Raw genomic sequence first — 23952 nt, forward strand, 5'->3', positions numbered from 1 at the left:
CGCTGATGTCTTGCGCTGGGCAGGACGGGGTTTGTTACCGTCCGTAACATTTCAAGATACCTACGGGCATATGAGCGGGACGGGATTTGCAATCCCGTCCCAAACGTTTCAACAATGCTCGACAGTACGGCAAAACGTCAAGGGCGGGTTGAATAACCCGCCCCGCATTCAGCCCCCCCAATTGCCATACTTGAAGCGGGGAGGAGTTTTGTAATAACGTTTTGAAATATCGACAATCAATCAAAAACGTTATGGAACGGGTCGCTTAAGGCGTCCACTGTTGGAACAAACCCGTTCCAGCCTCAGCGGACGGGTTTTCAAAACCCGTCCGACTTGGGGCAACAATTCTGTTGCACTACAAAATGCTTGCACGATATGGCTTATTCCGTTTATTGCCTCTTCTCCAACCAATCCACCAATCTTTCCCCCCATAAACGGCTCAGTTGCAAGGCGCGTTTCAGCAGGGTTTGTAAATGTGGCAAGCTCGCTAAGGTGAGATTGTGGCATTTATCTGTTAATTCTAATGCCCCGGTTTTTAGCCAATCCCAACGCACTGGGCGGTCACGCACCACCCCGCGTTTATGTAGCCAGTGCAATAAACCGCTGACATAAAAATACGCCGGACACAACCCTGCAATAAACCACGCAAACCGCCCCATCTCGCCCAAGGCTTCGCCGGTATGCAAAGGCCACATCCAGGTCATCAGTCTTTCGCCGGAAGAAAACAGGCCAGGGTCGCGGACGCTTTTGATTTGCCCGCTCCAGCGGTCTATCCAGACCATTGTGAACGGGTGTTTTTGGTTGGCTTCGCCGGATTGGCGTAGGTTGATGCGGTAAGTGCCATTTTCGCCAACGGGCGTGGTCACCCGCCTGAGCGTGGCCCTAGGAAACGGGCCACGAGCCATGAATTCGGCGGCTTCCAAAGGCACGGGGCGGTTATTGGGCCGTGCGGTGCTTAATACAGGTCTGCCGTTGTTGCCGTGGCCCATATCTTGTGCGCCTGTCAAGCCTTCCAAGATTTGCGGATAGCTCAATTGCAAGCCGGTAAACGCCAGCACCAACAACGCGCCAGCACTCAGCAAACCCAGCCAGCGGTGCAAATCCATCAACAAGCGCATCATGCCTTGGTTGACACGCAACGCGAACGCTTGCCGGAAACCTCCCGCCGCAGGCCACCATAAATACAAACCTGTGCAGATGGAAAGCATCATCAGCCCACCCAAAACGCCAACCGCTTGCCAGCCGAATTGGTCCAGCTTCAATTGGGTATGCACATCCAGTAACCACGTCATCGCCGTACTCCCCCAAAAACGGCTGTCCACCACTTCGGCGGTGTAAGGGTTCACCGACACCATCAGCGGCGCGTAGTAGTCAAAATAGGTTTCTTGCGGCTTTTCAAACCAGGCGGTGAGCATTTCATTAGGCGATTGCGGCATCTCCAGCGTCCAACTGCCGTGCCGGTCCGGGTGGGCGGCTTTCACGGCGGCGACGATTTTGTCTAAGGATTGGTATTGCCCTTGCGGGTTTTCAATCACCAGCTTTGGGTTCAGCAAGGTGTCAAGCTCGGCACGGTAAACGTTCAGGCTTCCGGTCAGCCCTATCAAGGCAAAGAAAAACCCGCCCCAAAGTGCGATATACAGATGGACTTTAAGCCAAAGTGCGCGGGTGAAATAGTTTGCTAATCTGGGCATGGGAAAGTAAATGATTGAAATCGTGGAAGCCAGACCTTTCAGGTTTTAAAAACCTGAAAGGTCTTCAATGGCATAATAACAGCAAACGTGTTTGCTTACCCTGTGTGATACCTGATGGATACCCCTCCCTTATTTTACCCCAAAGATTTTATCGAAACCGCCGAAGGGCTGTTATTTGCCGTGGTGGCGCACGGCATTGAAGACGGCAAGGTCTTGTGTTTTTTGCGTTATGTGTTGGAAGATTCGGGCTGGAAGAAATACCCCACCCATGCCGCCAATACCCATTTGCAAGCCCATCATCCACATTATCTGCATTTTTCCACGCGCCTCGCCGCCGATTTACACGCGGTTGCCATTGAGAAAATCACCAAGCACTACCAGCCGCGCAGCCGTTTGGCAGCGATTATGCAAACGTCGCCAGACAATGCGGTGGAACAGGATGTCTATCAACTGGGGCGGTTATTGCAACAACACGGCTTGGATTTGGCGAATCTGGGCGTAACCGGTTCAATACTCGCAGGTGTACAAAACGCCGCCTCGGATATTGACTTGGTGTGTTACGACCGCACGACCTTCCAACTTTGCCGTACCTTGGTGCGCGATTTGATCGCACTAGGCAAATTGGCTGATTTGACGGAAACCGATTGGCAACAATCCTACCAACGCCGCGAAGCCGATTTAAGCTACGAAGAATATCGTTGGCATGAACGGCGCAAGCATAACAAGGCGTTGATTAACGGACGAAAGTTTGACCTTAGCTTGCTCAATGTTGATGACGGCGAAGAAGGCGATTGCCAGAAACTCGCGGCAATCACGGTGCAATGCCAAATTATTGACGACACTTATGGCTTTGATTATCCGGCACGATTTGTGGTTGACCATCCGACCATCCAAACCATCATCAGCTTCACCGCCACCTACATCGGTCAGGCATTTACTGGTGAATGGGTTGAAGTGTCCGGTATTTTGGAACAAACGGCAAAGGGTTTGCAACGGATAGTCGTGGGTTCTAATCGGGAAGCGCGGGGGGAGTATATTAAGGTTAAACGTTAATTTGGAATTGCCAAAGAACAGGTTAAGCAAGCTAACAGCTTGATGATGAAATTTTGATGGTGAAATAAAGAAACCCGGCCTGTTTGCAAACAAGCCGGGCGGTGTTGTTATCAATCGTTGTTAAAACGGTGCTTGATTCGAATATAAGCCAGTTTTACTGTCACGAATTTGTGCCAGTGCCTTTCCAGTGGTTTTTTCGATGCCTAAGACAACGATTTCACTAGCACCGTTTCCATTTGCATCAGGCGAAGCACTAATCGCTTTGGCCTTGAAAGTTGAGTTCAAAAAAACGAAATTTTTCAATACAACGGCATTATTTTTGGCATCTTTGATTTGAACGACAGGCACTTCCACACCGTTGGATACATACGTATATAACACACCAATTTCCGGTATGCCATTGGCATTGATATCCTCCAACGCCACCAAACCTTGCGGTGGCAAAAAATTGGTCGCAAAGGTCAAGGTGCTCAATACCAGGTCGGTCAACGGGTCTTTGATTTGTACCGTGTGTTTGCCGGTTTTGTAATCAACGAACAAACCCGCAATTTCATCCACACCATTTTTGTTTAAATCGGGAACCAGCGCGGTGCCGATATAGTTTTGGGTGCTCCATTCGCAGATGTAGCCAAAATCTTCAGCACTAGAAAAAGTGTCATACCAACCACCTTGAATTCCGCTCCATGTACCACCTCGCATTGCAAGATAATCTTCGCCATCCCTGTCATCCGGTTCTTGATAACCCCAGTGTTCATAACTAAACGGCTCACCCGTAATCCATCCCCAATTAAATTGGGAAGCGGCATCAGTGCCCCCAATGTGATACCAGTTATTGGTGCTTCGATCTGCTAGAAGTTTACTATAGATAAAACCTTGCTCCTCTTGGCTAGTGATGGTCGCCAAATGTCCGCTGAGGCTGGCACAGGCTGTTTTGGCATTGCTCCAAATGACGGAACCGCGTTCAAAACGTTGGTAATAATGCCCGTTGGTGTTCCAAAGAATCTTGGCAGAATCCGCCGCTAGGACGCTGTTAGTGAACAATACGCCAACGACTATAGCCCCCCCCCCCAGTGCAATTTTTCTAATCGCCTGAGCCAAAATAAGCCCTGCTGACACATTGATTTGTTGTTTACTAAGCATAATTTTTCCTTGTTGGTTTTTAAATACGGCGGAATGGTTTACTTATGAAGAACAGGCGGCAATCTTGCGAACAAACTGCCGCACCCGAAAATTCTTCGTCACTGACACTAACAGATGCAGTTAGCACGGTCAATATCATTATTGTGTAGGTAGCCGTTGACTTTGAATGTAAGGCGGCTTAAATCTATATATTTTGGGAGTACAAACCTAGTACTCAGTCATTTTTAGTTTGACGGGTATTTCGTAGGCCGGAATAAGCCCGTTCGAGCGATAGCAAGAACGGGTGTTTCCGGCAAACATCCGCTTCTAATGCCGGAAACATCCACCCTGCGCTACGCACGGGCGGCCTTATTTATGCCCTGCGGGTATTCCGGCCTACGTCAACCCGACAATTCAACACTGACTGAGTACTAGGTTTGTACTCCTCAACAGTTATTCTTTAAACGGTCAAGTTTATTTCGTCCCCACGCTACGGCGTACCCGCAGGGCATAAATCACTGCCCACAGTTAAGAGATTATTACTATTTTTCAATAAGATAATTATAGGATGTGCCGACGACAGGAGGCGCATCCATCGCGTAAAAACTCGACAGATGTGCTTCGTTCCTTTTATGCCCTGTGGGTACAGCACATCCTATATCTAGGTTCAATCAATTATTCATAACACCATAATTATTAATAACTTCCCTTAACTGTAGGCAGTGATTTATGCCCTGCGGGTACGCCGTAGCGTGGAAACGATAAAAGGGCTATCGCTGCCCCCCCTAATCATCATGAATATCCGACAAAACCCGCAAACACTTGGGAAGCCAGCAAAAATCTGTAAAATACCCGCTTTTTATTGGCAAACTGTAATCATCATGCACACAACCCAGTTCCCCCTCAACACCGTCAAAGAAACTCCTGCCGATGCCGAAATTATCAGCCACCAACTGATGATACGCGCCGGGCTCATCCGCAAACTCGCCGCCGGGCTGTATACCTGGCTGCCGCTGGGCCTGCGGGTGCTGCACAAGGTCGAAAAAATCACCCGCGAGGAAATGGAAAAAGCCGGGGCGTTGGAAGTGCTGATGCCGACTTTGCAACCGGCTGAATTGTGGCAGGAAACCGGACGCTGGGAACAATACGGCCCGGAATTGGCGCGTTTGAAAGACCGCCATGACCGTGATTTTTGTTTAGGCCCCACGCATGAGGAAATCATCACCGATTTGGCGCGTAACGAATTGAAAAGTTACAAACAATTGCCGATCACCTATTACCAGATCCAAACCAAAATCCGCGACGAAATCCGCCCCCGTTTCGGCGTAATGCGCTCGCGCGAATTCATCATGAAAGACGCCTATTCCTTCCATTTGGACCAGGCTTCCTTGCAAGAAACTTACGAGGTCATGTACCGCGCTTACACCAATATCTTCAACCAGTTTGGCCTGAAATTCCGCGCGGTGATCGCCGATTCCGGCTCGATAGGCGGGGCGGTGTCGCACGAGTTCCATGTCTTGGCGGATTCCGGCGAAGACGGGATTGCGTTCTCAACGATAAGTGAGTATGCAGCGAATGTCGAAAAAGCCGAAGCCCTTGCACCCACAGGCACACGCCCTGCCCCAACTTCGGAAATGGTGTTGGTTGATACGCCTGAGCAGCACAGCATTGACGAAGTCTGTGCGTTTTTGTCGATTCCGGCGACCCAATGCCTGAAGACCTTGATCGTCAAAGGCGAAGCAGAAAACACTTTGGTCGCCCTGCTACTGCGCGGCGACCATGAATTGAACACCATCAAAGCCGAAAAACTCGCGGGCGTATTTTCACCGTTGACATTCGCCAGCGAAGCAGAAATCATCGCCGCGTGTGGTTGCAAACCTGGCTCTATCGGCCCCATCGGCTTGGCTATGCCCATTATTGCCGACCGTAGCGTACCCTTGATGGCGGATTTTGTCTGCGGCGCGAACCAAGACGGCAAACATATTCAAGGTGTCAATTGGGAACGTGACCTGCCCGTACCCGAAACCGCCGATTTGCGCACCGTGGTGGAAGGCGACCTTAGCCCCGACGGCAAAGGCCACCTCACCTTGGCGCGTGGTATCGAAGTCGGGCACATCTTCCAGCTCGGCACCAAATACAGCGGTGCCATGAAAGCGGGCATCATCAACGAAGGCGGCAAACACCAAATCATGCTGATGGGCTGTTACGGCATCGGCATTTCCCGTGTCGTCGCGGCGGCAATCGAGCAAAACCATGACGGGCGCGGCATCATCTGGCCGAAAAATCTCGCCCCGTTCCAAGTCGCCATCTTGCCGATGAACATGCACAAATCCGAACGCCTGCGGGCTTTGGTGGAAACCTTGTATCAGGATTTGCAAACCGCAGGCCTGGAAGTGTTGCTGGACGACCGCAAAGTCCGCGCCGGCTTCATGTTCTCGGACATGGAATTGATCGGCATCCCGCATTGCATCGTCGTGGGTGACAGAAGCCTGGATGACGGGATTGTGGAATACAAAAGCCGGACTTCAAAAGAGAATGAAGAGTTTGCTTTGGTAGATGTGCTTGAGTTTATTAAGAGCAAATTAGCCTGAGTTGTTGACGGTTATACTTTAACCGGCCAGGTTTCGGTTTTTGGAGCGTGGTCATCTTGACCGCAACCAGCGGGCAGGATGCCCGCGCTCCTTGCAAGGTATTGGCTTGTCCTTTCCAAAATAAGATGTGCTGAACGCAAGTAAAGCACATCGGCGGACAATCCTTACCAGTCCGAAACAACTCGTATAAGGCAAACCGTCTATTATCCCATCAACAGCGCCTTAATTTCCGGCACACACGAACCGCAATTCGTGCCGGCCTTCAAGCACTTACCCACGTCCTGCGGAGTTTTCAAACTTTGCGTTTTTATCGCATCGCAAATCGCCTTCTCACCGATGTTAAAACACGCGCAAACGATGGCGCCGACATCGGCGACACCCGGCGGCGGCTTGCCCGTCAACAGCGCGAGCCGCTCTTGGCGGGTTAATTCCTCTTGTGCAAACAAGCCGGTCAGCCAGTTGCGTTCGGGCAGATTGGCGTGGGCGGCAATAAAGACTATGCTGTCCACGCGCTTATCAATAAATCGGGCGGCGCGGTACAACCCCAGGTTTGGGTCTTGATATTCCTGCCACTGCGCGTTTTCATCGTCGTCTAATTGGCTTTGCGCCCAATCTTGCCAATTCGTCGGCACAACTTTGCCGGCCAATTCGTAGCGGTAAAACTGCTCGCCTTTGATTTTTACCCAATAATCGCTGTTTAGACCTTTCAGGTTTGATAAACCTGAAAGGTCTGCTATTCCCAATTCCCGCCGCGACAACACAAAACCATACCAAGCGGCGGCATAAGGTTTGATGCGGACTGGCGTGTGTTTGCATTCCGGCTGTTTGGACACCGGATCAACAACGGGATTGACCAACGCACCTACACGCCCGTCGCTGGCGAGTTGCTGCGTCCAGTGCATGGGTACAAACACATTGCCGCGCTGGATGCTGTCGGTAATTTGCACACGCACCGTCATGCCGCCCCAGCGAGTTTCCAGGCTAGCCAAGCTGTTGTGCATGAGCTGGAAAACGTCCGCATCATCGGGATGCACTTCGACAAACGGTTCGGGTTTGTGTTGGTTGAGTTTGGGCGCAAGCCCGGTGCGGGTCATCGTGTGCCATTGGTCGCGCAACCGGCCCGTGTTTAAAATTAACGGATAATCGGCATCGGGCGGATTGACAGGCGGCCTCGGTACGATGGCGATAAACTGCGCTTTGCCGGACGGCGTGAAATAACGGGCATCCTCAAACAGCCTCGCCGTGCCATTGGGATGCTGTGCATTGACAGGCCATTGCACGGGTTGCAGCGCGTCATAAGCTTCGATGGAAATGTCGGCGAACGCGGAAATGTCAAAATCGCGGCTGCCATTGTTCTCAAAACCGGACAAGGCGGCATGTTCGCGGAAAATCTCCGCCGGATGTTGGAACGCGAACGCCTCTTTAAAGCCCATGCGCCGGGCGACTTGGCAGATGATCCACCAATCGGGCTGGGCGTTGCCCGCGCCCCCCAGGGATGGGGGAAGTGCGGCGGCGGGTAGGGAACCCGCGCCGCCGACCCCCACGGACGGGGGAAGTGCGGCGGCGGGTAGGGAACCCGCGCCGCCGACCCCCACGGACGGGGGAAGTGCGGCGGCGGGTAGGGAACCCGCGCCACCGCCCCCCAGGGACGGGGGAAGTGCGGCGGCGGGTAGGGAACCCGCGCCACCGCCGTTGAACAAACTGCGTTGGCGGGAAATGCGCCGTTCGGAATTGGTCACCGTACCGTTTTTCTCGCTCCAGCCTTGCGCGGGTAGCAGGACGTGCGCGAAGGCAGCGGTGTCGGTGTCGGCGATGCAATCGGAAACGACGACAAACGGGCAGCGTTGCAGCGCGGTTTTCACTTTATCGGCGTCCGGCAAGCTGACCACCGGATTTGTCCCCATAATCCACACGGCTTTGACTTTGCCGTTGTAGATGGCATCGAACAAGGCCACGGCGGGTAGGCCGCCTTGCTGCGGGATATTGTCGGTCTGCCAAAACCGTGCGACTCGGTCAATGTCGCCCGGCGTGGCAAAATCCATGTGTGCGGCGAGCTGGTGCGCCAAACCGCCGACTTCGCGTCCGCCCATCGCGTTGGGTTGTCCGGTCAACGAGAACGGCCCCATGCCGGGTTTGCCTATGCGTCCGGTGGCGAGATGGCAGTTGATGATGCTGTTGACTTTGTCGGTGCCGCTGGTGGATTGGTTGACGCCTTGGCTGTACAGGCTCAGGACTTTTTCGGTGGCGGTGAACCAGTCGTAAAATTGTTGCACGGCTTCGGGGGTGAGTTGGCAAGTTGCCGCGACATGTTCGAGAGTCGCGCCGCTAGAGGCGGCTAGGGCGAGTTCAAATCCTTCGGTGTGGTTGTCGATGAAGTCGGAGTCAATGTAGGTTGGGTTGAGTGTGCGAACCCCGACAATAATACGTCCTCTGTTGGGGTTAGCACACTCACCCCAAGCTACCAAATAATTCAACAAACCATTAAACAAGGTCGTATCGCTACCCGCCGCCAACGGCAAATGCAAATCGGCAATATCACAAGTGGCGGTGCGGCGAGGGTCGATGACGACGATTTTCAGATTCGGATTGGCCTCCTTCGCGGCGCGGATGCGCTGGAAACTGACGGGGTGGCACCACGCGGTGTTCGAGCCGATCAGCACGATCAGATCCGCCAATTCCAGGTCTTCGTAACAGCACGGCACGGCATCCGCACCAAACGCCCGTTTATGGCCCGCCACCGACGACGACATGCACAAGCGGCTGTTGGTGTCGATATTAGCATTGCCGATAAAGCCTTTCATCAGCTTATTGGCGACGTAGTAATCCTCGGTCAACAACTGCCCCGAACCGTAAATGGCGACGCTGTCCTTGCCGTGTTTTGCCATCGTGTCCAGCAAAGTGTTGGCGACTAAATCCAGCGCGTCTTCCCAGCTAGTCGCTTGACCGTGGATGTGCGGTTCCAGCAAACGGCCTTGTAACTCAACCGTCTCGCCCAACGCCGAACCCTTGGAGCATAACCTGCCAAAATTGGCGGGATGGGTTTTGTCGCCTTTGATCTGGACTTGGCGGTTTCCAGCACCGACCGTGGCGGTGATGCCGCAGCCTACGCCGCAGTAGGGGCAGGTGGTTTGGATGGTTTGGGTCATGAAGATAAAGAAAGTGTCATAACAATTGGATGCTGGCATGTTTGCCGAGGCGTTTGTCGAAAGTGTGTAAAGGCGCGTTAGCGTCCAAGCTCTCAGCCAAAATCAGGCAATCGGCAAATCCCGCTTGGCTTTGTTTAAACAAATCTAGTGCAGTTTTAAAAATGGCTTGGCGTTGCAAAATAAAAGCGGGATTAAGTAGCAAATGCTCCAACACTCCCAATAAAGCTGCTTTGTCTATTTTGTAGGTTTTTGTCAGCACCCAAATTGTTTCTACTTGCACGATTTGCGGGACGTACACACTTTCGGCATTTTCGACCAACTCGCGGGCAATTTTAGTTTGTTCAGTTTGTCCGGTATCCTCGACAATGACGCGGACTAACACGTTGGTGTCAATCGTTATCACGCGTTGCTCCGGCGACGATGCCTTGCTCAATGTCTTCCAAGGTGGCAGTAAGCGTTGTTTTCACCAAACCAAATGCCGAAGCGGCAGTTAGCTGTGCAACATTATGTGACTTCGCCAAATCTTCCCCGGTCAAACCTTCAGTAAGATTTGTCAATAAAGTGTTAAGGCGGGTTTGATCGGGTGGTGTAACGGATTCATCCAGCAACACCAAAACCCGTAAATTCACGCCATCGGGGATAGAATTTGGAAGATGGATGATGTGGTTTTGGGCAGTGGCTTCAAATTCAATGGCTTGCATGGTTCTTCCTGTTGTTGATCAGTATTGTAGATACCGTCTTAAAACCCAAGAGTCAAGGCTGTTCATACGCCGATCCTAAATTAAAACCCCGCCAACAAAAAATCCACCGCACCGACAATCTCATTTCGATAGCTCGCAAGATTGGAAATGGTTTTACCTAATTCCTTTCTCGGTATGCTGGCAAGCTGTGGCGTTAGCAGCAAATAATTTTCCCCGTCAATTTCCACCTTAGGTGTCAGCCGCGTCATGCCGCGTGTCGGTGTTCCGGCTGGACATAGCGGAATAACCACAGTGCTTGCCAGATCGCCCAGCAAATCGCTTTGCACATCCAATAGGTAAGGAACCAAGCCCTTGGTTTTGGGGTTGCGGTTTTCGTACAAGTCGAATTGCGGCATCAGAAACTCCGCAAATCATCGGCGAAGGTGCCATGTTCCTCAACGTAACGGTTGTATTCAGTTATTGCGGCTTGGTTTTCGGCAAGCCACGCGGCACTTTGTTTTTGCCGGACCAGCTCGACCAGTTTCTGCTCCAGTGCGGCGGATAGGTTAATGTCCAGTTCTTTGGCTTGTTTCAACAAATCGCTGTTGACGGTGACGTTGGTTGGTTTTTTGGTGGCGGATACGTTATATAAAGCTTGCATGGCATAACTCCTGTGCATTGTTTGTGTTGGTTATTATGCGCATTATTATATCTGGTTTTGCCCAAAAATCATCCCTTCCCGCATCCAGGTAATATCCTCACCTTTTTCCAATAATTCCTGATACCAAGACCCATCCGCCGTATCGCCATACAACACTGCCCCGACCAACTTGCCCGCCTTAATCACCAGCTTTTTATAAATCCCCAGGGCCGCGTCGGTGAAATGGATGGTTTCGGTTTGTGCGTCGCCCCAAAAATCTCCTACCGAGAACAAATTAATGCCCGTCACTTTCAATTTGGTGGACGTGGGCAGGGTGATGTATTGCGCCACACCGTGTGCGCTCAAATGATTGGCGCAGACTTTCGCCTGTTCAAACAAGGGCGCGACCAAGCCAAACGTGTCGCCGCGATGCTGGATACATTCGCCGACCGCGTAGATGCTGGGGTCGAAACTTTGTAGCGTGTCGTTGACGACGATGCCGCGCTCGCAATACAGGCCAGATGCTTGCGCCAACGCGATATTGGGACGCACACCGACTGCGGTGACGAATAGGTCACAAGGCAGTCGGCCACCATCGGCAAAGGCCACGGCGCGGACATGCCCGTTATCATCCTCCAATAATGCCTGGGTCTTCGCCGCCATTTTGAATTTGATGCCGCGTTGTTCCAAGGCCACCTGCAAGAGTTTGGCGGCGGGCCTGTCAAGTTGGCGGTTTAGCAATATCTCGTTGTTGTGGATCACGGTCACGTCCATGCCGCGTTGCACTAGGCCGTTGGCGGCTTCCAAACCCAACAGGCCACCGCCCAGCACCACGGCATGGTTATGGCTTTGGCTGTAGGCGAGCATGGTTTCCACGTCAACCATATCGCGGAAACTGACCACGCCATCTAAATTGTTGCCGGGGATGTCCGGTCTGACCGCGTTGGAACCGGTGGCGATCAACAGGCGGTCATAGCTTGCCACCGTGCCGTCTTGGGCGTGGACTTGTTTCTTGGCGCGGTCTAGGCGCACCACGGTTTTGTTTTCCCCGGCATGTAGGCGGATGCCGTTATCGCTATACCATTGGCGGTCATTGATGACAATATCGCCAATATTCTTTTCTCCGCTCAATACCGATGACAGCAGGATACGGTTGTAATTGCCATGCGGTTCGGCACCGAACACGGTGATTTCATATTTATCCGGCGCGGCGGCGAGCAATTCCTCTACCGTGCGCATCCCCGCCATGCCGTTGCCGATGACGACTAATTTTTGTTTCACATCAATACCTGTAGGGTACGCTGTGCGTACCTTTGATTGTTGTTCAAATTAACAATGGTACGCACAGCGTACCCTACGCCTTGCTAGTTGCAACCAAGATGGCCACGATCCTTACCAACTGATCTGCACCCGTCCGTTCACTATCTGCGCGGTATAGGCCGGAATCTGCACGGCGGCATCTTCCAAACATTGGCCTGTTTCCAGATTGAAATGCTGCTTATATAACGGTGAGGCCACGACAGCTTGTCCGCTAATGTCGCCAATCAGTCCACGCGATAGCACGTTGGCTTGCCCGAATGGATCAAAATTGCTGATCGCGTAAACCTTTTGGCTGTTGGCAAAATAAAACACCGCAATTTGTTGGTCTTGCACTAGGGCGCAGATGCCGGAATCCGGTTGCAAATCTGCTGCGCCACAGACATCAAACCAAACCATCACGCCACCTCCAGGATTTTGAAATGTTTACGTTCATCTTCATTGGCGGGGCGGATTTGCCCGCGTTCTTCAACAAACACCACATTGTCGTCGGGCTGGTCGCTGTTGATGAAGTGGCGGAAGCGTTTCAGCTTGTCTTCGTTTTCTATCGTGGTCTTCCATTCACATTGGTAAGTGTCTATGACCCGCGCCATTTGCTGCTCCAGCTCACCGCACAAGCCCAGCTTGTCGGTTATCACCACCGATTTGAGATAATCCAGGCCGCCTTCCATGTTTTCCATCCAGACGGACGTGCGTTGCAGGCGGTCGGCGGTGCGGACGTAGAACATCAGGAAGCGGTCGATGTATTGGATCAATGTCGCTTTATCCAAACCCGTGGCGAACAAATCGGCGTGGCGCGGTTTCATGCCGCCATTGCCGCAGACGTAGAGGCTCCAGCCGTTTTCGGTGGCGATCACCCCGACATCTTTGCCTTGCGCTTCGGCGCATTCGCGGGTGCAGCCGGACACCGCGAACTTGATTTTGTGCGGGGAACGCAAGCCTTTGTAGCGGTTTTCCAATTCGATGGCGAGTCCGACCGAATCATCGACACCGTAGCGGCACCAGGTGCTGCCGACGCAAGATTTTACGGTGCGCAAGGATTTGCCATACGCGTGTCCGGTTTCAAATCCGGCATCTATCAGCTCCTTCCAAATCGCCGGCAATTGCTCCAAACGCGCACCGAACAAATCAATGCGCTGACCGCCGGTAATTTTGGTGTAAAGCTGGTATTTTTTGCCGACTCGGCCCAGCGCAATCAACATATCTGGGCTGATTTCGCCGCCCGCAATGCGTGGCACGACCGAGTAAGTGCCGTCTTTCTGCATGTTGGCCAAGAAGGTGTCGTTGGTGTCCTGCAAGCCCAGATGTTCTTGCTTGAGGATGTAATCGTTCCAGTGCGAGGCCAGTATCGACGCAACCGCTGGTTTGCAAATCTCGCAGCCGTGGCCTTTGCCGTGTTTGCCCAGCAATTCGGCAAAGCTTTTGATTTCGCCGATGCGGACTAGGTTGTACAGATCCTGGCGCGTGTAGGCGAAATGCTCGCAGAGGTCAGTGTTGACTTCATAACCGTGTTTGGCGAGTTCGCAATTTAAGACCGATTTCAACAACGGCACACAACCGCCGCAGCCTGTGCCGGCTTTGGTTGCGGCTTTCAAGGCGTTGAGCGTGGTGCAACCCGCCTCAATCGCCGAACAAACCGTGGCTTTGCTGACCTCGTAGCAAGAACAGATTTGCGCGGTGGCGGGCAGCGCATCGGGACCTAAGCCTGCGGGTTCGCCGGATAGACGCGGCAAGATCAGCGAATCGGGGTTCTCTGGTAATTCGATACCGTTTTGGCAATACTGCAACAGCGTGCCGTATTCGTTGGCATCACCGACCAACACCGCGCCTAGCAAGCGTTTGTTGTCGGGGCAAACCACCAAACGTTTGTAGACCTCGCTGGCACCGTTTTGGTAATGGTAGACCAACGCGCCTTGGGTGCGGGCGTGGGCGTCGCCGATGCTGGCGACATCCACGCCCATCAGTTTCAGCTTGGTGCTCATGTCCGCACCCGTGAAGCTGGCTTCACCGCCCGCCAATCCGGCGATGACGGTACGCGCCATCGCATAACCCGGCGCGACCAGCCCAAAAATCATGCCGTTCCATAACGCGCATTCGCCTATCGCGTAAATGTCCGGGTCAGAGGTTTGGCATTGGTTGTTGATGACGATGCCGCCACGCTGTCCAATCTCTAATCCACAGCTACGGGCAATATCGTCACGCGGGCGGATGCCTGCCGAGAACAGCACCACGTCCGTTTCCAGCTCTTCGCCATCGGCAAAACACATTTTGTTGACGCAGTTGTCGCCATCCACAATTTGGGTGGTATTTTTGTTGGTATGCACGGTCACGCCCAAGGCTTCGATTTTGCGCCGCAACACCGCGCCGCCGCCTTCGTCAATCTGCACCGCCATCAGGCGCGGGGCGAATTCGACGACGTGGGTTTCAAGACCTAAGTCTTTTAAGGCTTTCGCCGCTTCCAACCCCAACAAACCGCCGCCGACCACCACGCCGATTTTGCTGGTAAGTGCCGCTGCCGTCATCGCTTCCAAATCTTCGATGGTGCGGTAGACCAGGCAGTTTTTGCGCTCATGGCCTGGCACGGGCGGCACGAACGGGTAGGATCCGGTCGCCAGCACCAGTTTGTCATAGTGCACCGTCACGCCTTTTGCCGAGATGACGGTTTTCGCTTCGCGGTCTATGGTCGCGGCACGGTCGCCCAAATGGAGGGTGATGCCGTGGTTTTCAAAAAAACCTGCTTCAACTAACGACAAGTCCTCAGCGGTTTTGCCCGCGAAAAATTCCGACAAATGCACACGGTCATAAGCCGGGCGCGGCTCTTCGCAGAAGGTGATGATGTTGTAAGCGGACACGGCGGGACTCGCCACCCATCCAGCCAAGAAATTTTGGCCGACCATGCCGTTACCGATGACCACTAATGTCTGTTTCATAACAACCTCTTAAGGTTTTTCTGGATTGCCTTTTGAATAGGAAAATCGAGCATTAGACCTTTCAGGTTTTTGAAACCTGAAAGGTCTGAATACGCCTTGTCTAAAAAGCAGCCCGTTTTTCAGGCAAAAAAAAAGGTGTCTTCGTGCATAAGCTTAGGCTTACGCGCAAAAGACACCTTTGTCTGATTGGTTCCACTTCGAACCGTAATTTATAACTCCTGCTTTGGAGTTTGATTTAATTAAAGCAAATTGTATGCCTAAATTTATTGGACATTGGGGAAGCCAGTGTTAATGGCTTCTGACGGCTTGCATAACCTTATTCAATCTGCAAAAAAGACAGAATACCCGATTATTTTGTGCTGTTTTGGTGCGTAAAAAATCTATTTGAGTGCAAATGACAAGTATTGGTTTGGTTTGGTTTTGTTTTCGGTTTATCCCTTACGCAAAACCGTCAATGGAGCCTTGTCCAAGACTCCGCGCAAACCCCGGCATCCTGCCAAACCCACGCACACTGCGCCCAACAGCGGAATCACCAGCCAAACCCTGTAATTCGGCTGGTAGCCCATGCCCATGACCCGCGTGTATAGCGCGTACAAAACCGCTTCTGACATCAGCACGGCAACCACGCCGGCAATAAACCCTAAGCCTGCAAATTCAACGACTTGGTTATTGCGCAAGAGTTTACGATTTGCCCCCAAGGTACGCATCAACGCGCCTTCATAGATGCGCTGGTCCAGCGTCGCGTACACGGCGGCGAACAGCACGGTGAATCCTGCCAGCAAGGCAAAATACAGCAAATAATTAATCGCTTGCGTCAATTGCGTAATGATGGTTTTGATTTGCTGCAACACGGCATCGACTTCCATGACCGTCGTGTTCGGATATTTTTTCACTAGCGCGTTGAGCTTGTTTTTGTCGGCGCGGGGCAGGTAAAAGCTGGTCAAATAGGTGCTGGGGAATTTATCCAACGTGCCTTTGGAAAAAATCATGTAGAAATTCGGCTTCATCGTATCCCAGCGCAAGCTCCGCAGACTACTTACAGTGGCGGTGAATTGCCCGCTGCCGACGGTGAAGGCCAGCACATCGCCGACCTTGATTTTCAAGCTATCGGCGAGTTTTTGTTCCACCGACACCAATCCCTTCGTCTCTGGCCGCCACGCTCCGGCGGTGATGTTGTTTTCGTCCGGCAAAGTGTCCGTCCACGTCAGGCTCAATTCGCGGTGCGTGGCGGCATCGCCTTGGCTGTCTTTGCTGACGCGTTTTTGCACCGGGATGTTGTTGATTGCCACCAAGCGTCCGCGCACCACCGGATAAAACTGGCTGCCGCTGATGTGTTGTCGCGTCAATTCCTCAGCGAATTCGGCTTGTTGTTGCGGGAAAATGTTTAGGGCAAAATGATTGGGCGCGTTGTCCGGCAATTGTTGTTGCCAGTTGTCCAGCAAATCATTGCGCACCGTGAAACTTAAGATCATCGCCACCAAGGTCAAGCTAAACGCCAGGATTTGGCTGACGCCGGCCTGACGGTTGCGCGCCAAATTTTGTAGGCCAAACCGCCAGTGCAAACCGGTCACGCGCAAGCGTTTGAGTCCACCCAACAATGCAAACACCAGCAAACCCAAAATCAGCACCGCCGCTGCTCCTACGCCCAGCAAAGTGGCGGTCATCGGCAAATCATCGGTGTATTGCCAGATCAGCCAGGCGATTAGGCCCAAGGCCAGGCCATAGACCAGCCACGCGCTGGCGGGCATCGGTTCCAGGTCGCGGCGCAACACGCGCAAGGGCGAGACTTTTTTCAAGCGCAACAAAGGCGGCAAGGCAAAACCTAGCAACACCGCCAAACCGATGGCAAAACCAAACGCCAGGGCAGGCCAGCCTGGCGCGGCGAGCTGTTTCGGCAACAAATCCTTTAATAACGCGAACAAACCGTGTTGCGCAACCCAGCCCAACAAACAACCCACGCCACTCGCGCCCACACCCAGCACGACAAACTGGCTGGCGTACAGCCACAAAATCTCCTGTTGTTTACAGCCCAAACAGCGCAACAAGGCGGTGTTGTCGAAATGGCGTTCGGTGTAACGGCGGGTCGCCATCGCAATCGCCACGCCGGAAATGATGATGACTAAGGTGCTGGATAAACCCAAATACCGTTCGGCGCGGTCCAGTGCCGAACCCAGTTCGGGGCGGTCTTCGTGGATGTCCAGCAGCCGTTGCGACGGGTTCAATTGCGGTTTCACCCAGGCTTTAAACGCCTGTAAATCCGCAGTTGCGCCGATGAATTGGAAAAAATAATGCACATGGCTACCCGGTTGGATGCTGTGCGTGGCGGTTAAATCGGCGTCGTTCATCATCACGCGCGGCGAGAAGCTGTAAAAATCGCCTTGTTTGTCCGGTTCGTAAGTGATGATGCGGCTGATTTTTAGGGGTGACTCGCCCACGGTCAGCCTATCGCCCAACTGCAATTTCAAGGCAGGTAAGACGCGCTTTTCCACCCAGACTTCGCCTGCTGGCGGGCCTTGCGGCGTGGCGGTTTCTTGTGCGTAATCGGCGGCGGTGGTTTTCAGTTGCCCGCGCAAGGGATAATTGCCGGTCACGGCTTTGATGCTGGCTAGCAGCATTTCGTCGTGTTCGATCAGGACACTGGAAAACTCGACGGTCTGCGCCCGCGTCAAATGCAGTTGTTTCGATTTTTCTGTCCAGCTTTCCGGCATCGTGCCGGAACTGGTCACCACCAAATCCGCCGCCAGAAATTCGGCGGTTTGGTTTGCCATCGTGCGTTGCAAACGGTCAGAAAACAGCGCAATCGCCGTGGAGCTGGTCACGGCGATGATCAACGCCAGCAATAAAATTGTCAGCTCACCGGAACGGCTATCGCGCCAGAGCATACGCAAGGCAAGAGCGATGCGGTTCATACCAGTTCTCCGGCTGACAAACGGATGGTGCGCTGGCAACGGGCGGCAAGGGCGAGGTCGTGCGTCACTAAAATCAACGTCGTATGGTTTTCTTGGTTTAATTCAAACAGCAAATCAATGATGGTCGCGCCGGTTTTGCTATCGAGATTGCCCGTGGGTTCGTCGGCAAACAGCACCGCCGGACGGCTGGCAAACGCCCGCGCCAAGGCCACGCGCTGTTGTTCACCGCCGGACAGTTGCTTGGGCGTGTGCGTCAAACGCTGCGCCAGGCCAACCCGTTCCAGCAAGTGGGTCGCCAAGGCCTTCGCTTGCGGGTTGCCGTTCAACTCCAGCGGCAGCATGACGTTTTCCAGCGCGGTCAAGCCCTGCAACAATTGGAAAGATTGGAAGACAAAGCCCACCGATTGGCTACGCACCGTAGCGCGTCCGTCTTCATCCATCGCCGTCAACTCTTGTCCGTTGAACAAAATCGTGCCGGTGCTGGGCGTGTCCAAACCCGCCAACAGGCTGATTAAAGTCGATTTTCCTGAACCGGATTCGCCGACGATGGCAATGGTTTCGCCCGATTTGATTATCAGGTTTATTGCTGACAAGATATGCAGGGTTTTATCGCCCGCAGTGACGGCTTTAGCTAAGCCTTTCGCGACGATAATGTTGTTTAACAAGTCTGATTGAAGGTGCATAATGTTCCGATTTTTAGGGATTGTGTTGATGGTGGCGATGCCGATGTCCGCGATGGCAAAGTCGATTCTGGTCTTGGGCGACAGCATCAGCGCCGCCTACGGCATCCAAGTTGACCAGGGCTGGGTGGCTTTGTTACAGGATAAACTGAAAATGTCAAAAAACCACAGCGATGCCATCATCCACAACGAAAGCATCAGCGGCGACACCAGCGGCGGCGGTTTGGCACGGATAGACCGCGCCCTGGCCTTGCATAAACCCAGCATCGTGTTGCTGGAACTGGGTGCGAACGACGGTTTGCGCGGACTCTCGCCCGTGACGATGAAAAGCAACTTGATAGAAATCACCCGCCGCGTCCAAAAAACAGGTGCGAAAGTCCTATTGTTAGGCATGAAAATCCCGCCAAATTATGGCAAACGTTATATCGACTTGTTTTATAACGTTTATCCGCAATTGGCGGAAGAGCTGAAAATCCCCTTTGTCCCGTTCATCCTCGAAGAAGTCGCGCTAGACCCTGCCCTGATGCAAGCCGACGGCTTGCATCCCAACGCCAAGGCACAACCGCTTATCGCTGACAAAATAGCCCCCTATCTTTTCCCTTTACTGTAAACATGAGCAATAACCATGAATAACCTGACCCTGCTAAACGCTAACCAAATCATCAACCACGTCATAGAAGTCGCCCGCGAACTCAATCTCGCGCCCTTGACCGTCGTCGTCCTGGACGCCTCTGGACACCTCAAAGCCATGCAGCGCGAAGACGGCGCCAGCATGATCCGCCAACAAATCGCCACCGCCAAAGCCTGGGGGGCGGTCAATATGGGCGTGTCTTCACGCAACCTGGCGGTGGTCGCCGAACAACGCCCCGACTTCATGAACGCGCTCATCACCATCGCCGACGGCAAAATCATGCCGGTTCCTGGCGGTGTGTTGATCCGCGATGCCGACAATAATTTACTGGGCGCGGTGGGGATTAGCGGTGATAAATCGGATCAGGACGAACGGTGCGCGATTGCGGGGATTGAGGCGGTGGGGTTTTTTGCGAGTATTTGATTAGGATGGATAGTTAGGATGATTCGTTAGGATGCACTGACGACAGGAATTGTCTGGTGGCCGCTGACCGGAAAATGGCGGCAGGCGTTGACGGTCAAGGCCAAGGCCAGCGCGGGACGGCTGAATTTTGACCTGCATAAAACGGCGGGGTTTTACACCACGGTGGTGCTGGTTCCGGTGTTGTTTTCTGGCGTGTACATGAACATACCGGAGCGTGTTGTTCCCGTGTTGGAATTGTTCTCGCCCGTCACTTACCGCTATTGGTTCAAATCGGCGCCGCCAGCCGATAACCAGCGCATCACGATGTCCGAAGCCGTGGCGATAACCGGACAACGCTATCCCACAGGCCGCCCGGATTGGATTTATGGCGCAACCCAGCCGACCAGCACTTACACGGTCTGTAACGATGGAGTGGCTGAGCAGGGCAGTTTGCTGCATCGCCGCTGCGTGGTGATTGACCAATACAGCGGCAAAATTTTGGATGTGGACGACCCCGCCATCGGCACGGCGGGCGAAGCGTTCACGCATTGGCAATGGCCTTTGCATTCGGGGCAGGCGTTCGGTTGGACGGAGTCGTAGTGTCCGAAAAATGATATTGACTAACTTGTTTCATGCTCATTTCTAAGTGTACTTCAAACGATCAAGTTTTCGGTTTTTATTGAGAGGAGCGTGCACCTCCACTTGACCACGATGCCCATCAGTCTTTGAAATGAGTTGAGCCACTTTTTCAAAACCCTCAAACCGTCAAATACTGCTTCACCATGCCTTCGCTCAATTCCCCCATCGCGCCTGTGGCGACGCTGCGCCCCCTGTCCATAATGCAAAAGCGGTCTGCGACTTTTTTGGCGAACGGCAGTTTTTGCTCGACCAGCAACACGGTCACGCCCAGTTCTTGGTTGATTTTGTTGATGGCCTCATGCACTTCGCCTAAGGCGTTGGGATTCGGTTTGGGCATCGGTAATGGCGTGCCGCGTGAACGGTTGAGGCGGATGATGACATCGCCGATTTCGCTGACGATGTTCGGCTGGATGCCTTCGGTGGGTTCGTCGAGGATCAGCAGGCGCGGGTTTAAGACCAAAGCGCGGCCTATCGCCAATTGCTGTTGCTGGCCGCCGGACAAATCACCGCCGCGCCGACGTAGCATTTGTTTCAGCACGGGGAAGATGTCGTAAATAGAGTCTGGGACTTTTTTGATGCCTATTTTGCTGGCGGCGCGTAAACCGGTTTTGAGGTTTTCTTCCACGGTCAACAGCGGAAAAATCTCCCGCCCTTGCGGCACATAGCCAATGCCCAAAGCGGCACGTTGTTCGGCTTTGCCATCGGCTAGCGGTGCGCCGTCCATCGTGATGCTGCCATCCCTGACCGGAATCAGGCCCATAATGGCTTTCAGTAAAGTCGTTTTACCCACGCCATTACGGCCCATTAGGCACACACAAGCACCTTTGGGCACGTCCAAATCCAAATCCCAGAGCGTGTGGCTTTCGCCGTAGTATTGTTGCAGTTGGTTGATTTTTAACATCTTTATTATCCAGATTTTATCCTTCCCACACCCTAGTGTTAGAAGAATACCCAATGGGAGTTCTTAGTACGTGAAAGCTTTCAACTTTATTGCATTATTTTTTTGATACACGAACGTTCTTACCGTCTTCGATAAACCAACCTTCTTGTTTATTCGATCCCATCACAAGCCAAGCTCGAAAGTCCTTGCCATATCCCATGCGGAGTACCTTTACAGTCTCTCCTGGGAGAATCTGACCCATTGCAACATTGATTTCTGGATAATTCTGAGGAGGGTCCTTCAAAAGCGTAATCAATGCCAATGCTTCCAGTTTATAAGTTTTGTCTGATACAACGTCATGCCACCAAAGCCAAAATAGAAAACCCAGCACTATCAATACAGGAAGAGCTACTCGGATAAATCTATATATTTTCATCGTGTCTATATAGGATTGTCTTGGAATCTTATTAGAACAACCATGATAAGACTAACGAGTCCGTCCTGCCACAAAACATATCACCCTCCAAGATATACTTGTATTACACGCGGGTCATTCTGCACTTCATCCATCGTACCTTCGGTCAACACCGAACCTTCGTGCAAGACCGTGACTTTACGCGCGATGGAGCGGACGAATTCCATATCATGCTCGACTACGACTAACGAGCGTTCGCCTTGCAATGACAACAGCAATTCGGCGGTGCGTTCGATTTCCTGATGGGTCATTCCCGCAATCGGTTCGTCAACCAGCATCACTTTTGGCTCTTGCATCAATAACATGCCGATTTCCAGCCATTGTTTCTGCCCGTGCGACAGGATGCCCGCACGCGAATGCGCCAAAGCCGTTAAGCCCACGGTGTCCATCACGTCACCTATGCGGTCTCGTTGTTCGCCCGACAAACGGAAAAACAAGGTGTTCCACGCGCCTTTATCGGTTTGTAAGGCCAGCTCCAGATTTTCAAATACCGACAAAGCATCAAAAACGCTGGGTTTTTGGAATTTCCGGCAAATGCCCGCTTGGGCGATGGCGGGTTCGTCCATTTTCAATAAATCGATGGTTTGCCCGAAAAACACCGATCCGGCGTCGGGTTTGGTTTTACCTGTTATCACATCCATCATCGTGCTTTTGCCCGCGCCATTGGGTCCGATCATGCAGCGCAATTCGCCCGCATCAATAAATAAAGATAATTTATTCAATGCCTTAAAGCCGTCAAAACTAACGCTGACATCTTCCATGTACAAAATCGGCCCGTGGCGGGTATCGACTTCGCCTTCCACAAACAAGGTGCTGACGTTGCTGGCATCGACTTCATCAGAATAACTTTCTGCCCAGGTTTTCATGCTTGTTTCTCCTTTAACTTCCGCCGCATCAGGCCGACGATGCCATCCGGCAACAGCACGGTGATGACCACAAACAAGCCGCCCAGAATGAACAGCCACGCATCCGGCATCAAGCCGGTCAGCACCGTTTTACTGTAATTGACCACGACCGCGCCGATGATTGCGCCGTATAAGGTACCGCGCCCGCCCATCGCCACCCAAACGACAATTTCCAAGGAGTTCAGCGGCGTGAATTCGCTAGGGTTGATGATGCCGACTTGCGGCACATACAAAGCCCCGGCAACCCCGGCGAGCATGGCGGCGAACACGAATATCCACAGTTTGAACATTTCCACGCGATAGCCTAAAAAGCGGACGCGGGATTCCTGGTCGCGGATGGCGGTGACGACACGGCCTAATTTGGTGCCGGTTATCCAGCGGCACAGCAGGAAGGCGATGATTAACGAGAAACCTGAGAGGAAAAACAGCACAGAGCGCACGGCTTCGGATTGGATGTTAAAACCTAAAATGTCTTTGAAATCGGTCAGGCCATTGTTGCCGCCAAAGCCCATTTCATTGCGGAAAAAAGCCAGCAACAGCGCGTAAGTCAGGGCTTGGGTGATAATCGACAGATACACACCCGTGACGCGGGAACGGAACGCCAGCCAACCGAACACAAACGCCAACGCGCCAGGCGCGAGGACGACCATGAGCATGGCAAAACCAAAATTATCAAAGCCAAACCAGTACCACGGCAGTTCTTTCCAGTTCAGAAACACCATAAAGTCAGGTAACAGCGGGTCACCATAGACACCGCGTGTACCGATTTGGCGCATCAAATACATCCCCATTGCATAACCGCCCAAGGCGAAAAACGCGCCGTGTCCTAAAGCTAAAATGCCGCAATAACCCCAAACTAAATCCAACGACATGCCCAAGAGCGCGAAAGTCAGGTATTTGCCGATGAGCGACACGGTGTAGGCGGAAAAATGCAACGGCGAATCGGCGGGGGTGAGCAAGTTGCACAGCGGGATGATAAGCGTCACCGCCGCCAGCACCATCAGCACCGTGGTGCAGGTTTTGTCTTGGGTTGCGAGTGTCAGGAGTTTCATGTTCAAAACCTTGTTAATTTTTCTACTACAGAATGTCCACGAAAAGCACGAAAAGCACGAAAAAAGAGCGGTGACTGAGATGGACGGAGTTTTAGTTCTCGTTTCCAAGCTCTGGAGACTGTGAAAGTATTCAAGAATTTCCCGAATGTCGTACTGTAACGCATTGATTTTTATAATTCAGCGGAGTAAAAAAACATGTTTTTTTACTCCAA

20 protein-coding genes and 1 pseudogene are annotated in these 23952 nt (G+C 52.7%); 5 read left to right on the forward strand and 16 right to left on the reverse strand.

The features are described from left to right. Nucleotides 1-389: 389 nt before the first annotated feature. Nucleotides 390-1691, reverse strand: coding sequence for a PepSY-associated TM helix domain-containing protein (locus PHH59_RS03710; RefSeq protein ID WP_300011408.1), 1302 nt, complete (start codon nucleotides 1689-1691; stop codon nucleotides 390-392). 114 nt (nucleotides 1692-1805) lie between these two features. On the opposite strand from PHH59_RS03710, the gene PHH59_RS03715 reads away from it, so the two are divergent. Then, on the forward strand, nucleotides 1806-2744 hold the full coding sequence (locus tag PHH59_RS03715) for a hypothetical protein (RefSeq protein WP_300011411.1): 939 nt from the start codon (nucleotides 1806-1808) through the stop codon (nucleotides 2742-2744). A 120-nt stretch (nucleotides 2745-2864) separates the two neighbouring features. Here the strand turns inward: PHH59_RS03715 and PHH59_RS03720 are convergent, their stop codons facing one another. Beyond that, a complete protein-coding gene (locus tag PHH59_RS03720) occupies nucleotides 2865-3884 on the reverse strand; it encodes a C-type lectin domain-containing protein (protein WP_300011414.1) in 1020 nt (339 codons plus the stop codon). 860 nt (nucleotides 3885-4744) lie between these two features. Here PHH59_RS03720 and PHH59_RS03725 point away from each other — a divergent pair. Then, nucleotides 4745-6454 (forward strand): proline--tRNA ligase, encoded by a 1710-nt coding sequence (locus tag PHH59_RS03725; protein WP_300011576.1) that lies wholly within the window; start codon nucleotides 4745-4747, stop codon nucleotides 6452-6454. A 203-nt stretch (nucleotides 6455-6657) separates the two neighbouring features. Here PHH59_RS03725 and PHH59_RS03730 read toward each other — a convergent pair whose 3' ends face one another. The 10 genes from PHH59_RS03730 to PHH59_RS03775 all read right to left on the reverse strand — a co-directional run bounded on the left by PHH59_RS03730 (nucleotide 6658) and on the right by PHH59_RS03775 (nucleotide 18741). After that, nucleotides 6658-9600, reverse strand: a complete 2943-nt coding sequence (locus tag PHH59_RS03730; protein WP_300011579.1) for a nitrate reductase — start codon at nucleotides 9598-9600, stop codon at nucleotides 6658-6660. 16 nt (nucleotides 9601-9616) lie between these two features. After that, complete coding sequence (locus PHH59_RS03735) at nucleotides 9617-10003, reverse strand: PIN domain-containing protein (RefSeq protein ID WP_300011417.1); 387 nt, start codon at nucleotides 10001-10003, stop codon at nucleotides 9617-9619. Then, a complete protein-coding gene (locus tag PHH59_RS03740; protein WP_300011421.1) occupies nucleotides 9990-10301 on the reverse strand; it encodes a hypothetical protein in 312 nt (103 codons plus the stop codon). Before PHH59_RS03740 ends, PHH59_RS03735 begins: the two co-directional genes overlap by 14 nt. An 80-nt stretch (nucleotides 10302-10381) precedes the next feature. Next, nucleotides 10382-10696, reverse strand: coding sequence for a CcdB family protein (locus PHH59_RS03745; RefSeq protein ID WP_300011423.1), 315 nt, complete (start codon nucleotides 10694-10696; stop codon nucleotides 10382-10384). Then, on the reverse strand, nucleotides 10696-10941 hold the full coding sequence (locus PHH59_RS03750) for a type II toxin-antitoxin system CcdA family antitoxin (protein WP_300011426.1): 246 nt from the start codon (nucleotides 10939-10941) through the stop codon (nucleotides 10696-10698). The genes PHH59_RS03745 and PHH59_RS03750 overlap by 1 nt, the downstream gene beginning before the upstream one ends. Before the next feature lie 45 nt (nucleotides 10942-10986). Further along, nucleotides 10987-12201, reverse strand: coding sequence for an FAD-dependent oxidoreductase (locus tag PHH59_RS03755; protein ID WP_300011429.1), 1215 nt, complete (start codon nucleotides 12199-12201; stop codon nucleotides 10987-10989). 111 nt (nucleotides 12202-12312) lie between these two features. After that, nucleotides 12313-12636, reverse strand: a complete 324-nt coding sequence (gene nirD / locus PHH59_RS03760; RefSeq protein ID WP_300011432.1) for a nitrite reductase small subunit NirD — start codon at nucleotides 12634-12636, stop codon at nucleotides 12313-12315. Continuing rightward, a complete protein-coding gene (gene nirB / locus PHH59_RS03765) occupies nucleotides 12636-15167 on the reverse strand; it encodes a nitrite reductase large subunit NirB (RefSeq protein WP_300011435.1) in 2532 nt (843 codons plus the stop codon). The genes nirD and nirB overlap by 1 nt, the downstream gene beginning before the upstream one ends. A 431-nt stretch (nucleotides 15168-15598) precedes the next feature. Then, nucleotides 15599-18076 (reverse strand): FtsX-like permease family protein, encoded by a 2478-nt coding sequence (locus PHH59_RS03770; RefSeq protein WP_300011438.1) that lies wholly within the window; start codon nucleotides 18074-18076, stop codon nucleotides 15599-15601. Beyond that, nucleotides 18073-18741, reverse strand: coding sequence for an ABC transporter ATP-binding protein (locus PHH59_RS03775; protein WP_300011582.1), 669 nt, complete (start codon nucleotides 18739-18741; stop codon nucleotides 18073-18075). The genes PHH59_RS03770 and PHH59_RS03775 overlap by 4 nt, the downstream gene beginning before the upstream one ends. 19 nt (nucleotides 18742-18760) lie before the next feature. On the opposite strand from PHH59_RS03775, the gene PHH59_RS03780 reads away from it, so the two are divergent. The 3 genes and pseudogenes from PHH59_RS03780 to PHH59_RS03790 form a co-directional block, all read left to right on the forward strand. Next, nucleotides 18761-19366: an arylesterase gene (locus PHH59_RS03780; RefSeq protein ID WP_300011441.1), complete on the forward strand. Its 606-nt coding sequence runs from the start codon at nucleotides 18761-18763 to the stop codon at nucleotides 19364-19366. Between the two features lie 15 nt (nucleotides 19367-19381). Continuing rightward, entirely contained in the window at nucleotides 19382-19810 is a 429-nt protein-coding gene (locus tag PHH59_RS03785) for a heme-binding protein (RefSeq protein ID WP_300011444.1), read from the forward strand. Nucleotides 19811-19846: 36 nt separating this feature from the next. Then, nucleotides 19847-20380, forward strand: a pseudogene (locus PHH59_RS03790) (PepSY-associated TM helix domain-containing protein); the annotation flags it as partial. 166 nt (nucleotides 20381-20546) lie between these two features. On the opposite strand, the gene PHH59_RS03795 reads toward PHH59_RS03790, so the two are convergent. The 4 genes from PHH59_RS03795 to urtC form a co-directional block, all read right to left on the reverse strand. After that, the gene (locus PHH59_RS03795; protein WP_300011447.1) at nucleotides 20547-21329 is read right to left on the reverse strand and encodes an ABC transporter ATP-binding protein; all 783 of its coding nucleotides are present in this window, start codon (nucleotides 21327-21329) and stop codon (nucleotides 20547-20549) included. Nucleotides 21330-21423: 94 nt separating this feature from the next. Beyond that, nucleotides 21424-21744 carry a hypothetical protein gene (locus tag PHH59_RS03800; RefSeq protein WP_300011450.1) on the reverse strand — a complete coding sequence of 107 codons (321 nt, stop codon included), beginning with the start codon at nucleotides 21742-21744 and terminating at the stop codon, nucleotides 21424-21426. An 80-nt stretch (nucleotides 21745-21824) separates the two neighbouring features. Continuing rightward, a complete protein-coding gene (gene urtD / locus PHH59_RS03805) occupies nucleotides 21825-22649 on the reverse strand; it encodes an urea ABC transporter ATP-binding protein UrtD (protein ID WP_300011453.1) in 825 nt (274 codons plus the stop codon). Beyond that, nucleotides 22646-23740 carry an urea ABC transporter permease subunit UrtC gene (gene urtC / locus PHH59_RS03810; protein WP_300011456.1) on the reverse strand — a complete coding sequence of 365 codons (1095 nt, stop codon included), beginning with the start codon at nucleotides 23738-23740 and terminating at the stop codon, nucleotides 22646-22648. Before urtC ends, urtD begins: the two co-directional genes overlap by 4 nt. Between the last annotated feature and the right edge of the window lie 212 nt (nucleotides 23741-23952).

This window comes from Methylovulum sp., from assembly GCF_028687615.1.
Lineage (GTDB): Bacteria > Pseudomonadota > Gammaproteobacteria > Methylococcales > Methylomonadaceae > Methylovulum.